The organism is Kitasatospora sp. NPDC053308 (genome assembly GCF_055585785.1).
In genome coordinates this window covers 227,312-244,954 of record NZ_JBVJJY010000008.1, presented here as the reverse complement: position 1 = coordinate 244,954, position 17,643 = coordinate 227,312, and the positions used below count along the sequence as shown (strand labels likewise).

Sequence of the window (17,643 nt, the reverse complement as noted above, 5' to 3'; positions counted from 1 at the left end):
GGCCGTCACCCATGCGGATCCTCCGCCGAAGGTGTGGGTGCCGCCGAACACGCCGGTGCCGGAGACCCACCCGGTGAAGGGCACGAACGGCAAGGCTGCCGGTCACCAGCCCGACCCCGGGAAGAAGTGGTCGCCACCGGCCGACTCCAGCCCACCGTCCGGCAAGGCCACCGCGGTCGTCGGGGGTGCCGCGGCGAAGGCGGCCGCGGCACCGGCCGCGTCGGACCCGGCCCACACAGCCGTGCCCTCGCAGCCGGTCCAGGCCGGTTCGTTGCCGGTCTGGATCGCCCCGGCCCCGGGCGCGAAGTCCGCTGCCGGGACCGCACCGGCCGCCCCAGCCAAGGACGACCCACCGGCGCTCCAGGTCGAGCTGGCCGATCAGGGCAGGACGAAGGCCGCGGGCGTGAACGGCGCCCTGGTCGCCCTGACCGACGCCGGTGCGGGCAAGCAGCCGGGTCGGGTCCAGATCGGGATCGACGTCCAGGCCTGGGCGAAGAACGCCGGTGCCAACTGGGCCTCCCGGGCCAGGATCGTCCAGCTGCCCGGTTGTGCCCTGACCACTCCGGGCGCTGCCGGCTGCACCACCCGCACCCCGGTGCCGTCCCACCGGGACGCGTCCACCGGCCGGCTGCTGGCCGAGGTGGACGTTCCGCAGCCGGCGACCGCGGCCGCCAAGTCCTTCACTTCGGGCGCCTTCGAGAACACCGCGGCCTCCGCCACGGTGGCGCTCGCCGTCGAGGCGGACGCCAAGGGCAGCAGCGGTGACTTCACCGCCTCGCCGCTCACCCCTCGGCCTCCTGGCAGGCCGGCGCCAACGCGGGCAACTTCACCTACGGCTACACCGTCGAGCTGCCCTCCGCCCTGGCCGGACCGGCGCCCGACGTCTCCCTGGGCTACGACTCCTCCTCCGTGGACGGCAAGACCGCCTCCACCAACGCCCAGCCGTCCTGGATCGGCGAGGGCTGGGAGTGGCACCCGGGCTCCATCGTCCGCGCCTACAAGGGCTGCAAGGACGCCGGCATCGACAAGTCCGGCGACCAGTGCTGGGGCGGCGACCTGCTCCAGCTCTCGCTCGCCGGCCACGCGGGCCAGCTGGTCAAGGACGACAAGTCCTGCGACTGGCACCTGCAGGGCGAGGACGGTACCAAGGTCGAGCGGCTGACCGGCCAGAACAACGGCGCCTGGAACGGCGAGGCCTGGCGGATCACCACCGTCGACGGCACCCAGTACTACTTCGGCGCCAACCACCTGCCCGGGGGCGACGGCACCGACCAGGCTGCCAACTCGGTCTCCACCCTGCCCGTGTACTGGCCCGGCGGCCAGGACCCGTGCCTGAAGGCCGGCTCGCCCGCGACCGGCAGCTGGAACCAGATGGGCTGGCAGTGGTCGCTGGACTACGTCGTCGACCCGCACCAGAACCTGATCACCTACCGGTACGACCAGGAGCAGAACTACTACGTCCAGGGCGGCGGCCAGAACAACGGCAACGGCCCCCGGACCCAGTACCAGCGCGCCGCCTACCCGACCTGGGTGGGGTACGGCCAGCGCCTGCCCGACCAGATCGCCGCCAAGGGCAAGGCCAACCCGGCCGCCCAGGTGTGGTTCCGCACCGCCGAGCGCTGCCTGCCGGACAGCGCCTTCACCTGCGACCCGTCCCAGCGGAACAAGGCCAACGCCAAGCGCTGGCCGGACACCCCGATCGACCAGAACTGCGACGCGACCGGCGACTGCACCGTCTACTCGCCGACCTTCTGGACCACCAAGCGGCTCACGAAGATCGACACCGAGGTCTTGGACGGCGCCACGTACCGCCCGGTCGACTCCTTCGCCCTCAACCAGTCCTTCCAGGACCCGGGTGACGGCACCTCGCCGTCCCTGTGGCTGGACTCGGTCCAGCACACCGGTACCAACAACCGCACGCCGATCACCCTCCCGGCGGTGTCCTTCCAGCCGCTGCAGATCGCCAACCGCGTCAAGGGCCAGATCGTCGCACCGGACGGCACCTCGGCCTCGGTCGAGCCGTACAACCGTCCGCGCATCCAGAGGATCACCACCGAGACCGGTGGTCTGATCGACGTCGTCTACCGGCCCGCCGAGTGCTCGCGCGAAACCGGCGGCCGGATGCCGGCGTCCGAGGACAGCAACACGATGGCCTGCATGCCGGTCAAGTGGTACCTGCCCGGCCAGAGCGCACCGGATCCGGTGAACGACTGGTTCAACAAGATCATCGTCCAGTCGGTCAGCCAGGAGGACTCGGTCGCCGGCGGCCAGCCCGCGGTCGTCACCGAGTACGTGTACGGCGGCGGCGCCGCCTGGCACCGCAACGACTCGGAGATGGCCGGCCCCAAGAACCGCACCTGGGACCAGTTCCGCGGGTACGCGACGGTCACGACCCTGACCGGGAGCGGCAGCGACGTCGAGGCACCGCGCACCAAGTCGGTCGCCACCTTCCTGCGCGGCATAGACGGTGACGTCCTCGCCAACGGAACTGCCCGCCAGGTGACCGTGGCCGACGTCCACGGCGGCACCATCAAGGACGAGAACGCCCTGGTCGGCTTCATCCGAGACTCCGCCACGTACAACGGCGAGAACGGCGAACTCCTCTCCACCGTCGTCTCCGACCCGTGGCTCGGCCCGATCACGGCCACCCGCAACCAGTCCGGCGGCATGCCGGCGATCACCGCCCGCGCCGTCAACGTCCTCAAGGTGACCAACCGCGACAAGCTGGCCAACGGCTGGCGCACCCGCGAGCGGTCGACCTCGTACGACTCGACGCCGTTCGCCCGCCCGCTGACCGTCTACGACAACGGCGACCTGGCCCACCCCGAGCAACTGCTCTGCACCTCCTTCGACTACGCCACCGGCCCCGGCGGCGCACCCACGCAGCTGGCCTCGCGCACCCTCGTCCTCAAGGGGGCCTGCGGCCAGACCGCGACCAAGGACAACACCGTCGCCGACACCCGGACGTACTTCGACGGGCTGCCCCTCGGCCAGTCCGGCGCCAAGTCCGAGCAGACCTCGACCGAGGTACTGGAGCGCTACGACGGTGCGGGCAAGCCGGTCTACCGGACCACCGCGCGGGCGAGCTTCGACGTCTACGGCCGGGTCATCAGCACCGTCGACCCGACCCGCACGGACGCCACCCACCCGACCGGCGCCGAGACCAAGACCGCCTACTCCCCGGCCACCGGCCAGCTGCCCACCCAGGTCACCCACACCAACCCGATGGGCTGGCAGACCGTCAGCACCCTCGACGTCGGCCGCGGCTCACCGCTGAAGATCAAGGACGAGAACGGCCGGGTCAGCGAGCAGGACTTCGACGCCCTCGGTCGGGCATCGGCCAGTTGGAGCCCGGGGAACGATCGCTCGACATATCCGAACCGTCCCAACCGCAAGTTCTCCTACTCCGTCAACGGCACCAACGCGCCCTCGCAGGTGCTCAGCCAGGCGCTGATGGGCAACCTGGAAAGCTCGGAGGTGACGTACACCTCCAGCTACACCATCTACGACGGCCTCGGCCGGGTCCGGCAGACCCAGGCCAGCACGCCCTCGGGCGCCACAGGCCGCATGATCACCGATGCGCTCTTCGACTCGCACGGTTGGCAGACCAAGACCAGCGCCGCCTACTACAACGACCAAGCGCAGCCCAGCGGTCAGCTCTTCCTCCCCAACGGCGGCGTGGAGCCGGACAGCAAGATCCCCTCGCAGACCGTCCAGAAGTTCAACGGCATGGGTCAGGTCGTCGACTCGATCTTCCAGTCGTACGGCGTGGAACAGTGGCGCACCCACACCGACTTCGTCGGCGCCGACGAAGTCCGCACCACCCCGCCGGCCGGTGGCTACGCCTCCGCCAAGATCACCGATGCCCGCGGCAACACCGTGGCCCTGCGCCAGTACAAGGGCAACACCCCGACCGGCGCGTACGACGAGACCACCTACGGCTACACCCCGGACGGCAAGGAGCTCTGGCGCAAGGACGCGGCGGGCAACCAGTGGACGTACGAGTACGACCTGCTGGGCCGCCCGGTGAAGACCACCGACCCGGACTCGGGCACGGGCACGACGACGTACGACGACAGCAAGAACCTGGTCACCGTCACGGACTCCCGCGGCAAGAGCGCGACGTCCGTCACCGATCTGCTCGGCCGCACCGTCGCGGCCTACGAGGGCACGGCGATCGACCCGGCCAAGCAGGTCGCGGCTTGGACCTTCGACACCCTCGCCCTGGGCAAGCCGACCTCGTCGACTCGCTTCGTGGGCGGTGCGAGCGGAGCCGCGTACAAGTCGGAGGTCACCGGCTACGACATCGGCTATCGGGAGAAGGGCGCCAAGACCACCATCCCTGCTGCCGAGGGCAAGCTCGCCGGCGTCTATCAGACCGACAACACGTACGACGTCGCCGGTCGCCTGACGACCACGACGATGCCGGCGGTCGCCGGTATGGGCCGGGAGAAGCTGACCTTCGCCACCGACGTCGTCGGCCAGTTCGGAGGACTCTCCAGCAGCTTCGGCCTCGGCTCCACGACCTTCGTGGCCGACGTGCGCTACGACCCGTACGGCCGGCCGTACCGCACCACCGTGGGCGGCGCGGGTGCCCAGGTGGTCGCGACCCTGTCGATCGACGACGCCACCGGCCGGGTGACGCGCTCGATCCTGGACAAGCAGACCGCCGAGACCGCCCACGTCGACACGGTCGACTACACCTACAACCCGCTGGGCCAGGTCACCTCGGCCCGCAACGCGCAGGACGGCGAGGTCGCCGACCTGCAGTGCTTCACCCACGACTACCTCGGCCGGCTCACCCAGGCCTGGACCGACACCGGCACCCAGACCACCAGGCCGCAACCCAGCGTCCCGGGTGTCGGCGCCTGCGCCAACACCGACGGCCCGTCGGTGAGCAACGGGAAGCCGAGCGTCGGCGGCCCGGCGCCGTACTGGCAGCAGTACGAGTACGACCTCGTCGGCAACCGCACCAAGCTGGTCCAGAAGGACGTCAACGGTGACACCACCAAGGACGTCACCACCACCCAGACCTTCGGCACCGGCCCCAACGCCCCGTCCACCGACCCGAAGACGGGCGGCGGCACGGGCGGTCCGCACGCGCTGATGAAGTCCACCCAGACCGGCCCGGCCGGCACCGCGGTGACCTCGTACACCTACGACGCGGCGGGCAACACCACCTCGATCACCGACACCCCGGGCACCAGGACGCTGACCTGGAACGCCCAGGGCAAGCTGGACCAGATCACCGGCACCGGCCAGAGCGGCGCCACCAGCTACCTGTACGACGTGTCCGGCAACCAGCTGATCCGCCGAGACCCGGGCAAGACCACTCTCAACCTGGGCGCCGACCAGCTGACCCTGGACACCAATACCGCGGTCGTCACCAACGTCCGCACCTACGCGGCGCCCAACGGCCTCTCCATCACCCGCACCACCACCAGCGGTAGCTCCACCCTCGCCTACCAGGGCGCGGACCCGCACGGCACCAACGGCGTCCAGTTCGACTCCACGACCCTCGCCCACGTCCGCCGCCCCACCGACCCCTTCGGCAACGACCGCGGCTCCCAGCCCGCGGCGGGCGTCTGGGCCGGCGACAAGGGCTTCGTCGGCGGCACCAAGGAGAAGTCCACCGGCTTCACCCTCCTCGGCGCCCGCGAGTACGACCCCAAGGCGGGCCGCTTCATCAGCCCCGACCCCATCACCGTCGCAGGCGACCCCCAGCAGTGGAACGCCTACGCGTACGCCAACAACAGCCCCATCAACAAGTCCGACGCCAACGGCCTGCGCCTCGAATGCGACCAGGCCGGCGAGTGCGCCGGCTGGCATACGGACTCACACGGCCAGACCACCCAGGTGGACGTCGTGGAGAAAGACACGGAGCCGGAGAAGGCGGCCAAGCGAGCCGTCGATGAAGCGGACCACGTCGTCCGGGTGAACAAGCAGAAGCGCGAAGAACTCGTGCACAAGGTGGTCGACATCGTCGGCGACCTGATCGGCTACAACGACGCCCGTGACTGCTTCACCAAGGGCGACGTGATGGGCTGCATCCAGACCGCTCTGAACGTAGTGCCTTGGGGGAAGCTCGCCAAAGCCGTCAAGGCCGGCGTCGAGACCTGGAAGATCTACAAGGAGATCAGCAAGCTCTACACCGCTATCCGGAGCGGCGAACGCCTGGCCAGGGAAGCCGAAGCAAGCCTGGTCGCGGCCAAGACGGCCGCAGCCGAGGCGCGAGCAGCCGAGAAGGCAGCAGCCAAGGCAGCAGATGAAAAGCTGGCAAAGCAATCAGCAGCCGATGCTGCAGGCACAGAGCCAAAGGCAACCAAGGCCGCCGACGACGCAGCACCGAGCCCGGAAAAGTGCAACAGCTTCCCGGCCGCGACCCTGGTCCTGATGGCGGACGGGAATACCAAACCCATCGGTGACGTGCGCGATGGCGACGTCGTCATGGCAACCGACCCGCAGACCGGCGAGACCCACCCGGAACCCGTCAACGCCACCATCACCACCCCGGACGACAAGGACTTCACCGACCTCACCCTCACCGACGACGCCAACCCCCGCGCCCCGCCCGCGGCCGACCAGTCGAAGATCACCTCCACCTACCACCACCCCTACTGGAGCGAGACCCGCCAGCAGTGGGTCGACGCCGGCGAACTCACCCCCGGCGAACACCTCCGCCAGCCCGACGGCACCACCCTCACCGTCCAGTCCGTCCGCAACTACCCCTACGCCGTCACCACCCACAACCTCACCGTCAACTTCCTCCACACGTACTATGTGCTGGCTGGGGCCACGCCGATTCTTGTGCACAACTGCGGTGATGTTGCATCGTCGGACGGTGGAGGAGAGGCTATTGTCCACCTGGCAAATTACCCTGATGGCCGGCAACATGCCCTGATCACTGTCGTTGATGGGGAAGGGGCGATCAGCACTCATCAGGACGGATGGTTGGGGAGTCCGAGTAATGGTGTGGCGCATTTCGAGATTTCAGAGTTGCCGGCTATTACGATCAATGTAAGGGTTCCGCTTTCCAGGCCGGGTGGGGCGAGGGCGGCCATTGAGAGTGCGATGTACAAGACGGAAAGAGGCGCCTACCCTGCTTATAGCTTGCCGGAGCAAGGCTGCATGTCCTACTGTGCCAGGGTTCTGCGGGCAGGGGGGGTAAGTGAAATCCCCACGCATAATGACGAGGCGCAAGCGTGGCTACTGGCCCGATTTGGTTAGCGGCGAGAAAGGTGGAAGATGGAGCGGCCTGAAGGGTGGGAATGGTTGGATGAGGGTAGAGAGAGGTGGGAGGTGCCGGATTCCCTCCGGGGGCCGGCGGCCTCAACTCCACTGAATCTAGCCATCGTCATGTTGTCCTGCGAATTTCTTGGTCATGAGCTTGGCGTGCTTGTGGGGAGGTTTGTTGCCGAGAACTCACAGGTCTATCTTCGGTCGCCGGGAAGGGGCTTGACATTTCGCGAGCAATCTCTGATTTCCGGTGTCCTGACCAGACATACGCGTCGGGTGTTCGAAGCGTGGGAGAGATTCAGGCTGAGCCCGGAAAAGGAGGGGCCACCGAATGAGGTTCGTCGCCTCGTGCAGCAGAACCGGGAGCTTCTTGCGGCCGAGCTGAAGGAGGCCATCCTGGCTTTTTCGCGACTTCCGGAGAGTGTTCTTCGAGAGGATGATCGATAGGGCTCCACCTGGCTGTCCGGCGAGGGGCCCACGGCGCTGTTCGCGTTGAACGGGGTGAGTCCACGGCCGAGTCGCAGACAGCGGGCGATATGCCCGCAGGCGCGCCAAGATTCTCGGTTGGCTACGTGTGAAGGGAACTTGTGGCTGATGTCGGATCAAGAGAACACCAGAAAGCGATGTTGGTCGACATTCTGGTGAGTCGTAAGATCGGTTCGGCGCACGTGAAGTTGGTGGGTGATCTCATCTCGATCACCGGCCAGATGGACATGGCTACGCAACGCGGCCAGTTCCCGTTCGATCTGGATGGCGTCATCGCCTGCGACGACCGGATCGGGCCGCTAGACGAGGTCTACCGGGCGGCTTGGCGAGCTCTGGAGACCGCCGGGCAGGGAGCAGCGCCATGGGGAGCTCCGGAGGCTGGCGACTGCCTTGGAGGCCGCGGGGGAGGGCATCGCCCACTAAGCCCGTGAGCACGGGGGCGAGGTGCAGCTCTACCGCTGCGGCACTCCGCCGGTTTAGGACTGCGGGGTCCGGCTCGCGCCATCGAGCCGGGCCCTGCGGCTTACTCCTGAGCCGTCGTCGTGTCGCGCAGCGTCGTCGGGTGGTTACCCGGGTAGGACTTGGGAGTCCTGACCGGGCGTAGCCGAGACATCGCAGGAGCCGCGAGTGGCCGCTTACCACGACAGTGACGGAGCCGAGCAGGTGCCGGCGCAGGATGCTCCGCCGCCGCCCGCCGAACTGGTCGCGCTGGCGCAGGCGTACGGGGTGGACACCCGGTACCCGGGGCCGGGCGGGCGGTCGGTGGGGGCGCGGACGCTGGTCGCCGTGCTGGCGGCGCTGGGGGTGGCGGCCGGGTCGCCGGAGGAGGTGCGGGAGGCGCTGGAGCGTCACCGGGCCGAGCTGCGGGCCCGGTTGCTGCCGCCCACCGTGGTGGTCCGGCAGGGCAGGCGCACCGCGCTGGACGTGCCGGCGGACGCCCGGCTGCGGGTGGAGCTGGAGGACGGCGGGAGTTGGGAGCTGCCGCGCGGGCACTCGCACTGGCTGCCCGCCGACCTGCCGCTCGGGCGGCACACCCTCACGGCGGCCGCCGACGGGAGGACGGCCGAGGCGGCGCTGATCGTCGCGCCCCAGAGCCTGCCCCAACTGCCGGGCCGCAGCTGGGGGTTCCTCGCCCAGCTGTACTCCGTGCTGTCCGAGCGCTCCTGGGGCATGGGCGACCTCGGCGACCTCGCCGAGCTGGCCCAGTGGGCAGGCGCCGGCCTCGGCGCGGGCTTCGTGCAGATCAACCCGCTGCACGCGGGCCTGCCCGGCAGCCCCTCCGACCCGTCTCCTTACCGCCCGTCCTCCCGCCGCTTCGCCGACCCGGTGCACCTGCGGATCGAGGCCGTCCCCGAGTACGCCTACCTGACCGCGGAGCACCGGGACAGGGCCGAGGACCTGGCCCGCCGGGCGGCCCGCCTGCGCGAGGAGGTCCTCGGCCACGACGGCCTGATCGACCGGGACGCCGTCTGGGCGCTCAAGCGCGAGGCCCTGGAGCTGCTGCACGAGGCCCCGCGCGGCCCCGGCCGGCAGGCCGCGTACGAGGCGTTCCGGTGCCGCGAGGGCGAGTGGCTGCGCCGGTACGCCCTGTGGAACGCGCTGGCGGAGGTGCACGGCAGCGACTGGCACCACTGGCCGAAGGGCCTGCGTCACCCCGAGGGTCACCCGGACGGCTCACACCGGGAGCACATCGAGCAGGCGGAGAAGGAGCTCGCCGACCGCGTCGAGTTCCACGCCTGGCTCGCCTGGCAGGTCGACCAGCAGCTCGCCGACGCCCAGCGTGCCGCCCGCGAGGCCGGGATGGCCGTCGGGCTGATCCACGACCTGGCCGTCGGCGTCCACCCGGACGGCGCCGACGCCTGGGCCCTGCAGGACGTCCTGGCCGGCGGCATCTCGGTCGGCGCCCCGCCGGACGCCTTCAACGCCCACGGCCAGGACTGGGGCCTGCCGCCCTGGCGCCCGGATGCCCTCGCCGAGGCCGGCTACGCCCCGTACGCGGAACTGCTGCGGGCGACGACGCGGCACGCCGGCGCCCTGCGGATCGACCACGTGATGGGCCTCTTCCGCCTCTGGTGGGTCCCGCAGGGCCACCCGCCCACCGAGGGCGCGTACGTCCGCTACGACGCGGAGGCGATGCTCGGCGTGCTGGCCCTGGAGGCGCACCGGGCCGGGACGGCGGTGATCGGCGAGGACCTCGGCACGGTCGAGCCCGGCGTCCGGGAGGAACTGGCGGCGCGCGGCGTCCTCGGCACCTCCGTCCTCTGGTTCGAGCGGGACTGGCAGGCCGGCGGCGCCATCCTGCCCCCGGACCGCTGGCGGTCGGGCTGCCTGGCCACCCTCACCACCCACGACCTGCCGAGCACCGCCGCCCGGCTCTCCGGCGAGCACGTCGAGCTGCGCCACCGGCTGGGCCTGCTGGCCCGCCCGCTGGGGGAGGAGCAGGAGGAGGCGGAGACGGAGCTGGCGGACTGGCGGGCCGAGCTGGTCGCGCTCGGGCTGCTCGCCCCGGACGAGCCGCTGTCTATGCCGGTGCTGTACCGCTTCCTGCGGGCGACCCCGGCGGAGCTGGTCGGCGTCTGGCTGCCCGACCTGGTCGGGGACCCGCGCCCGCAGAACCTGCCCGGGACCTGGGACCAGTACCCGAACTGGCGCCTCCCGGTCGCCGACGGCGCGGGGGACCCGGTCACCCTCGAACGCCTCGCCGCCGTCCCCGCGGCCCGCCTCCTCGCCCACCTCCTGGCCCCGCCCGCGCCCCGCACCCCCTGACCCCCGGCCACCCCCACCCCGCCAGGCGGACCCCGACGCGCGCCCTCCCATAAGCGGCGGGTAAGTTGGAAACGTGGACAAGAGGAACGCTTTGCGAGCCGGCGCGGTCTCCGCAACGGTCACGCTGATGATGCTGCTGTCGTCGCCCGCCATGGCCTTCACCCGGGACGACGGCGATGACCCCGGTTCCGGCCTGAGCGTCGGCCAGACCCTCGGCCTGTACGTGTTTCTCCCGCTCGTTCTCTTCGTGGTGATCGCCGCGCTGGCCGGCCTGCCGTACGGCAAGGGCAAGAAGAAGTAACCTCCCCGCGCGACGACGCACCCCGCGTCCTCCAGGACGCGAGCACGACGAGCACGACGAGCGCCGCGTCCACCCGGACCCGAGCACGAAGGGTCCACCCGGACCCGCACGACCCCGAAGGGGCGCCGGACGATCCCGTCCGACGCCCCTTCCGGCTATCCGCCTCTTCCAGCCAGCCAGCCAGCCAGCCAACCAGCCAGCCAGCCAGCCAACCAGCCGGCGGGTCCGGCCAGCCGGCCAGCCGGCCGGCCAGCCCCGCCGCCATCCGGCTACCCGGCCCGTCCGGCCAGCCCGCCGGCTGTCGGCTCACCGCCGCCGGTACACCGTCAGCGCCCGCCCGCGGCCCGGTCGGCCGCCTGGGCCTTGAGCGCGCGCTCGATCCCTGCCCGCGCCTCGACGACCTGCCGCCGCAGCGCCGGCGCCGGCTCGGCCGAGGCCAGCCACGCGTCCGTCGCGTCCAGCGTCTCCTGCGTCACCTGCAGCGCCGGGTACAGCCCGACGATGATCTGCTGCGAGATCTCGTGGCTGCGGGTCTCCCAGATGCCCTTGACCGCCGCGAAGTACTTCGCCGCGTACGGCGCGAGCAGGTCGCGCTGGTCGGACTGCTGGAAGCCGGAGATCACGGCTTCCTGGACGTAGTTCGTCAGCTTGTCGGACTCGACGACCGACGCCCAGGCCTCCGCCTTGGCCTCGGCGGTCGGCCGGGCCGCGCGGCAGGAGGCCGCGTGCTCCTGGCCGGCCGCGGTGTTGTCCCGCTCCAGCTCGGCGGCGATCTCGGCCTCGTCGGCCCGGCCGGTGGCCGCGAGCCGGGTGAGCAGCGTCCAGCGCAGCTCGGTGTCCACGGTGAGGCCCTTGATCTCGACCGAGCCGTCCAGCAGCCCGGCGAGCAGGCCGAGCTGCTCGTCGGTGCGGGCGACCGCGGCGAGGGTGCGGGCCCAGGCCAGCTGGTGGTCGCTGCCGGGCACGGCGGCGCGCAGGAACTCCTCGGCGGCGGCGGCCCAGCGGGCGAGGCCCTGCTCGCGCCAGTCCGGGTCGGCGTAGGCGTCGAGGGCGAGCTTGACCTGGCGCTGCACGGACTGCACCACGCCGATGTCGGACTCGCGGCCGAGGCCGGACAGCGCGAGCGACAGGTAGTCGCGGGCGGCGAGTTCGCCGTCGCGGGTCATGTCCCAGGCGGAGGCCCAGCACAGCGCGCGGGGCAGCGAGTCGCCGAAGCCGCCGAGGTGCTCGGTGACGACGGCCAGGGAGTCCTCGTCCAGCCGGATCTTGGCGTAGGTGAGGTCGTCGTCGTTCAGCAGCACGACGGCCGGGCGGTGACGTCCGACCAGCTCCGGCACCTCGGTGCGCGGGCCGTCGACGTCCAGCTCGATCCGGTCGGTGCGCACCAGCGCGTCGCCGTTCAGCTCGTACAGGCCGATCGCGATGCGGTGCGGCCGCAGCACGGCCTCGCCCTTGGCGCCGGCGGGCAGCGCGGGGGCGTCCTGCAGCACGGCGAACGACTCGATCTCCCCGTCGGTGTTCAGCACCACGGACGGCCGCAGCACGTTGATGCCGGCGGTCTCCAGCCACGCCTTGGACCAGGTCTTGAGGTCGCGGCCGCTGGACTCCTCCAGGGCGCCCAGCAGGTCGCTGAGCCGGGTGTTGCCCCAGGCGTGGCGCTTGAAGTAGGCCCGCACGCCCTCGAAGAAGGCGTCCTGGCCGACGTAGGCCACCAGCTGCTTGAGCACCGAGGCGCCCTTGGCGTAGGTGATGCCGTCGAAGTTGACCTGGACGTCCTCCAGGTCGTTGATCTCGGCCATGATGGGGTGGGTGGACGGCAGTTGGTCCTGCCGGTAGGCCCAGGTCTTCATCTGGTTGGCGAAGGTGGTCCACGAGTGCGGCCACTTGGAGCCGGGGGCCTCGGCCTGGCAGACGGCCTCGGCGAAGGTCGCGAAGGACTCGTTCAGCCAGAGGTCGTTCCACCACTCCATGGTGACGAGGTCGCCGAACCACATGTGGGCGAGCTCGTGCAGGATCGTCGCGGCGCGGGCCTCGTAGGCGGCGTCGGTGACCTTGGAGCGGAACACGTACTGGTCGCGCAGGGTGACGGCGCCCGCGTTCTCCATCGCGCCGGCGTTGAACTCCGGGACGAAGAGCTGGTCGTACTTCGGGAACGGGTACGGGAAGTCGAACTTCTCCTGGAAGTAGTCGAAGCCCTGCTTGGTGACCTCGAAGACGGCCTCCGGGTCCAGGAACTCGCGCAGCGAGGGCCGGCAGTAGACGCCCAGCGGCACCTTCTGCTCGCCGTTCTCGTAGCTGTCGAAGACGCCGACGTACGGGCCGGCGATCAGCGCGGTGATGTAGCTGGAGATCCGGCCGGTGGGCTCGAACGTCCAGGTCTGGGTGTCGCCCTCGCCGACCGGGGTCGGGGTCGGCGAGTTGGAGACCACGACCCAGCCCTTGGGGGCGGTCACGGTGAACGCGAACGTGGCCTTCAGGTCGGGCTGCTCGAAGGTGGCGAAGACCCGGCGGGCGTCCGGCACCTCGAACTGGGTGTACAGGTAGGTCTCGCCGTCGACCGGGTCGACGAACCGGTGGAGACCCTCACCGGTGTTGGTGTACGCGCAGTTGGCGACGATCCGCAGCTCGTTCTCGGCGGCCAGGCCGGGCAGCGGGATGCGGCTGTCGGCGAAGCTCGCCGGGTCGAGCGACACACCGTTGAGCGTGATCTCCTCCACGCTCGGGGCGACCAGGTCGATGAAGGTGTCCGCGCCGGGCGTCGTGGCGGTGAACCGGACCACGGTGGTGGACCGGAAGGTGCCGCCCTCGCGGGCCGAGCCCAGGTCGAGCTCGATGTCGTACGCGTCCACGCGGAGGAGATCGGCCCTGGTACGGGCCTCCGCGCGGGTCAGGTTGGTGCCGGGCACTCGCTGCACTCCTTTGTCGGGCTGATGGTGCGCATCCTCCCACGCCCAACGAACGGGCCCGCCGAAAAATCACAGGCGGGGCGGGCACGGGCCGTTCGCCCGTACCCGCCCCCGGCCCGTACCCGTCGGTCCGCCCGCCGGGGCGGCGCGCCCGCGCGCCGCCGCGACGAGGGGTCACACCCCCGGCGCCGTCCCCGGCGTCACTTCTTCCACTTGGTCAGCGGGCCCTCGGTGGAGCTGTAGCGGCGGAAGGCGTACATCGCGCTGCCGTCGTCCGAGAGGACGTACTCGGAGGTGCTGGAGACGATGTCCAGGCCGTTCGACATCGCGATGGTGCCGATGTCGGTCATCGACCCGTCGGTCGGCGAGAGCGTCACCAGCCGGGCCGGCTTGTCGTAGCCCTGCTCGACGACGGCGCGGACCTTCCCGTCCTTGTCGGTGCCGGACACCAGGCGCATGTCGTTGCCGGACGACGACGAGGTGGCCGCCCACAGCCGCTTGCCGGTGTTCAGGTCGTAGGCGTTGATGCCCGGCTTGGTGCCGCTGACCTGGACGTACAGGGTGGAACCGCTGACCACGTTCCGGGTGACGGCCTCGTCCTGGCCGGACAGGCGCAGGCTGTCCGACCCGGGCTCCTTGACGGACATCTGGGTGCCCGGCTTGTTGTCCTTGTCGAACGGCAGGACGTAGTCGCCCTGCGGGCCGTTGGTCATCAGCAGGACGAGCGGCTTGTCCGAGACGACCTGGTCGACCTCTTCGATGGAGCCGGTCAGCGTGATCGGCGTGCTGGCCGCGGCGCCCGAGTCGGCGTTGACGATGACCAGCTGCGACTTGGGGCCGCTGGTGCCGTAGCAGCGGTCGCTGACCGCGATCTGCGGGCCGGCCACGCGGCCGTGCACGATGCAGGACTTGTCGCGCGGCTGGAACTGCCAGGCGGGCTGGCCGGTGGCGATGTTCAGCGCGCCGACCATGTTGCCGCCGACGGCGACGACGTTCTCGGTGACGCCCAGGGTCGGCGAGGACATCCGGTCGGCCGAGACCTTGGCGCTCCAGAGCAGCTTGCCCTGGTTGAGGTCGACGGCGCCGACCGTGGAGCAGTCGCTGTCACCGGTGTTGAAGGAGACGGCGGCGATGCCCTTGGAGTTGGACGCGTACGAGGCGGTGCACAGCTCCTTGCTGCCGGCCGGGACGGGGATCGTCCAGGCCTCCTTGCCGTCCGTCAGGTTGTAGGCCTTGATGCCGCTGCTGTCGACGCGGACGGCGGTCTTGTCGGTGCCCCAGACGCCGAGCAGCTGGTTCGAGCTGTCCGCGTTGGCGCCCTTGGCGGCGCTCCAGGCGACGTTGAAGGTCGCGCCCTTCGGGCCGGGGCCGGGCACCGGGGTGGTGTTGCCGTCCGGGCCGGTGCTGACGGCGACCGGGCCGGGGTTCGGCGGCGCCGGGTCGTCCTTGAGCAGCACGACCAGGGCCACCACGATGGCGATCGCCAGCACGCCGCCGATGATCCCGCCCCACAGCATCACGGGGTTGCGCTGCTTGGGCGCGGCGGGAGCGCCGGGGTAGCTGTACCCGGGCTGCTGCGGGTAGTTGTAGCCGCCGGTGTTGTACCCCTGCCCGGGGTCCGCGCCGTACGGGCCGCCGGGCACCGGGTCGTACGGGCCGACCGGCGCGCCGGCCGGCGGCGGCGGGGTCTGCGCGGGGAATCCGCCGGCCGCGGTCGGCGCGTACGCCCCGTACGGGGCGCCGCCGACGGGCGGCTGCCCGGGCGGTACGGGCGGCTGCGCGGGCGGCGGCCCGGCAGGGGCGGCCGGGCCCGGGACGGCCGAGCCGTCGAGCTGCGTCATCTGGTCCGCGACGGCGGCCGGATCCACACCGCCGCCTGGCGGACGTCCGAACGAGACGCCCCGGTTGTCCTGCGGACCGCTGCCGGGCGCTTCGCCCGCCCCCGGCGTAGGGTGATCCCCTGCCATCTGATTCCCCGTCATGTCTGGATGCGTCCCCCTGCCGGTACCGTCCACGGTTCCGGTGGGACGGGTGAGAAGTGGGCACCATGCTAGTGGTGCGTGGTTTTCGGCCGCCGCCAGGACCGTCGAACCCCGTCCTCGCAGGTCCCGGCCGCGCAACACTTTCACCCCCCGATCACCGGGCCCCCACCCCCGACACCGCGGCGTGACCGGCCGTCGGCGCCCGTCCCTCCCGCCCCCGTGGCCGGAACCTGCCGCTCCCGCTCCGCATCCCGCTCCCGCTCCTGCTCCCGCTCCCGCTCCCGCTCCTGCTCCCGCTCCTGCTCCCGCTCCCGCTCCCGCTCCCGCTCCTGCTCCTGCTCCCGCTCCTGCTCCCGCTCCCGCTCCCGCTCCTGCTCCCGCTCCCGCTCCCGCTCCGCATCCCGCCCGGCCCGCGCCCCGCCCGCACCGGCGCCACCGCCGCCCCACCCCCTCGGCACCCCCGCCCGCGGACCCCGCCCACCCGTCCGCCCCCCTTCCGCGCCCCCGCCCCAGCCCCCTGGCCGTACCCTTCAGGAATTGAAGGGGACGCCCGGCGTGGGGCTCCCCGCCCTGGGAGGGTGGATCATGTCGACGGACACACCGGGCTCGCAGTCGTCCCTGCACCGGGCGAACCTGGAGCGGGTGCTGCGCGCGGTGCGGATGGCCGGGTCGCTGACCCAGGCCGAGATCGCCCGCGGCACCGGCCTCTCCGCCGCCACCGTGTCCAACATCGTGCGGGAGCTGAAGGAGAGCGGCACCGTCGTGGTCGCCGACACCTCCTCCGGCGGCCGTCGCGCCCGCAGCGTCTCGCTCAGCGGCGACGCCGGCATCGTGGTCGGCATCGACTTCGGCCACACCCATCTGCGGGTCGCGGTCGGCAACCTGGCGCACCGGGTGCTGGCCGAGGAGAGCGCCCCGATCGACGTGGACGTCTCCGCCCAGCAGGGCTTCGACCGGGCGGAGGCGATGGTCGAGCGGCTGCTGGCGCAGGCCGGGTTCCGCCCGGACAAGGTGATCGGCGTCGGCCTCGGCGTGCCGGGCCCGATCGACGTGGAGACCGGGGCGCTTGGCTCCACCGCGATCCTGCCCGGCTGGACGGGCATCGCCCCGGGCCGGGAGCTGGGGGAGCGGCTCGGCATGCCGGTGCACGTGGACAACGACGCCAACCTCGGCGCGCTCGGCGAGCTGGTCTGGGGCGCGGGCCGCGGGCTGAGCGACCTCGCGTACATCAAGATCGCCAGCGGTGTCGGCGCCGGCCTGGTGGTGAACGGCCAGATCTACCGCGGTCCGGGCGGTACGGCGGGTGAGATAGGGCACATCACCCTGGACGAGGCCGGGCCGGTCTGCCGCTGCGGCAACCGCGGCTGCCTGGAGACCTTCGTCGGCTCCCGCTACCTGCTCTCCCTGCTGACCTCCACCCTCGGCCCGGACCTCACGCTGCCCCGGGTGGTCGAGCTGGCCCACCAGGGCGACCTCGGCTGCCGCCGGGTGATCGCCGACGCCGGGCGGCAGATCGGCACCGGCGTCGCGACCCTGTGCAACCTGCTGAACCCGCGCCGGGTGATCCTCGGCGGCGACCTCGCCGAGGCCGGTGAGCTGGTGCTCGCCCCGATCCGCGACTCGGTGGCCCGCTACGCCATCCCCAGTGCCGCCCGCCAGCTGTCGGTCGTCCCGGGCACCCTCGGCGGCCGGGCCGAGGTGCTCGGCGCGCTGGCCCTGGTGATGAGCGAGATGGGCGAGTCCGGCGCCCTGGGCCGCGCCTGACGCTCTCGCGACCGCTCCGCCGCCGCATCGCCGCCGCATCGCCGCATCGCCGCGGCACCGCCGTGATGCCGCCGCCGGGGGGGCGGCCACGGCACCGCGCCGATCGAACGCGCGTCCGTCAATCCGGCGTGACCCGCGCCCCCGGGCCGACCTCCGGGAATGGCGGTGACCGAACGGTGGCACCGGGCGCGCCGCTCGGTGT

General features: G+C 71.5%; 10 protein-coding genes. 6 read left to right on the top strand and 4 right to left on the bottom strand.

The genetic code is table 11. The annotated features are described in order from the left end of the window. Positions 1-378: 378 nt before the first annotated feature. Complete coding sequence (locus ACZ6Y7_RS20500; RefSeq protein WP_465759313.1) at positions 379-786, bottom strand: hypothetical protein; 408 nt, start codon at positions 784-786, stop codon at positions 379-381. Between the two features lie 123 nt (positions 787-909). Between ACZ6Y7_RS20500 and ACZ6Y7_RS20495 the strand changes: the two genes are divergently transcribed. From ACZ6Y7_RS20495 to ACZ6Y7_RS20475, 5 genes are all read left to right on the top strand, one after another. Further along, entirely contained in the window at positions 910-7,227 is a 6,318-nt protein-coding gene (locus tag ACZ6Y7_RS20495; protein WP_465759312.1) for an RHS repeat-associated core domain-containing protein, read from the top strand. An 18-nt stretch (positions 7,228-7,245) separates the two neighbouring features. Continuing rightward, complete coding sequence (locus ACZ6Y7_RS20490; protein WP_465759311.1) at positions 7,246-7,683, top strand: hypothetical protein; 438 nt, start codon at positions 7,246-7,248, stop codon at positions 7,681-7,683. A gap of 140 nt (positions 7,684-7,823) precedes the next feature. Further along, positions 7,824-8,153: a hypothetical protein gene (locus tag ACZ6Y7_RS20485; protein WP_465759310.1), complete on the top strand. Its 330-nt coding sequence runs from the start codon at positions 7,824-7,826 to the stop codon at positions 8,151-8,153. 232 nt (positions 8,154-8,385) lie between these two features. Continuing rightward, positions 8,386-10,488, top strand: a complete 2,103-nt coding sequence (malQ, locus tag ACZ6Y7_RS20480) for a 4-alpha-glucanotransferase (RefSeq protein ID WP_465759399.1) — start codon at positions 8,386-8,388, stop codon at positions 10,486-10,488. A gap of 73 nt (positions 10,489-10,561) precedes the next feature. Further along, complete coding sequence (locus ACZ6Y7_RS20475; RefSeq protein WP_465759309.1) at positions 10,562-10,789, top strand: hypothetical protein; 228 nt, start codon at positions 10,562-10,564, stop codon at positions 10,787-10,789. 326 nt (positions 10,790-11,115) lie between these two features. Here ACZ6Y7_RS20475 and pepN read toward each other — a convergent pair whose 3' ends face one another. From pepN to ACZ6Y7_RS20460, 3 genes are all read right to left on the bottom strand, one after another. Continuing rightward, positions 11,116-13,695 (bottom strand): aminopeptidase N, encoded by a 2,580-nt coding sequence (gene pepN, locus ACZ6Y7_RS20470; RefSeq protein ID WP_465759308.1) that lies wholly within the window; start codon positions 13,693-13,695, stop codon positions 11,116-11,118. Positions 13,696-13,895: 200 nt separating this feature from the next. Continuing rightward, positions 13,896-15,536, bottom strand: coding sequence for an outer membrane protein assembly factor BamB family protein (locus tag ACZ6Y7_RS20465; protein ID WP_465759307.1), 1,641 nt, complete (start codon positions 15,534-15,536; stop codon positions 13,896-13,898). Between the two features lie 284 nt (positions 15,537-15,820). Next, a complete protein-coding gene (locus tag ACZ6Y7_RS20460) occupies positions 15,821-16,135 on the bottom strand; it encodes a hypothetical protein (RefSeq protein WP_465759306.1) in 315 nt (104 codons plus the stop codon). A 127-nt stretch (positions 16,136-16,262) separates the two neighbouring features. Here ACZ6Y7_RS20460 and ACZ6Y7_RS20455 point away from each other — a divergent pair, with 127 nt between their 5' ends. Then, positions 16,263-17,441: an ROK family transcriptional regulator gene (locus ACZ6Y7_RS20455; RefSeq protein WP_402218475.1), complete on the top strand. Its 1,179-nt coding sequence runs from the start codon at positions 16,263-16,265 to the stop codon at positions 17,439-17,441. Positions 17,442-17,643 lie beyond the last annotated feature (202 nt).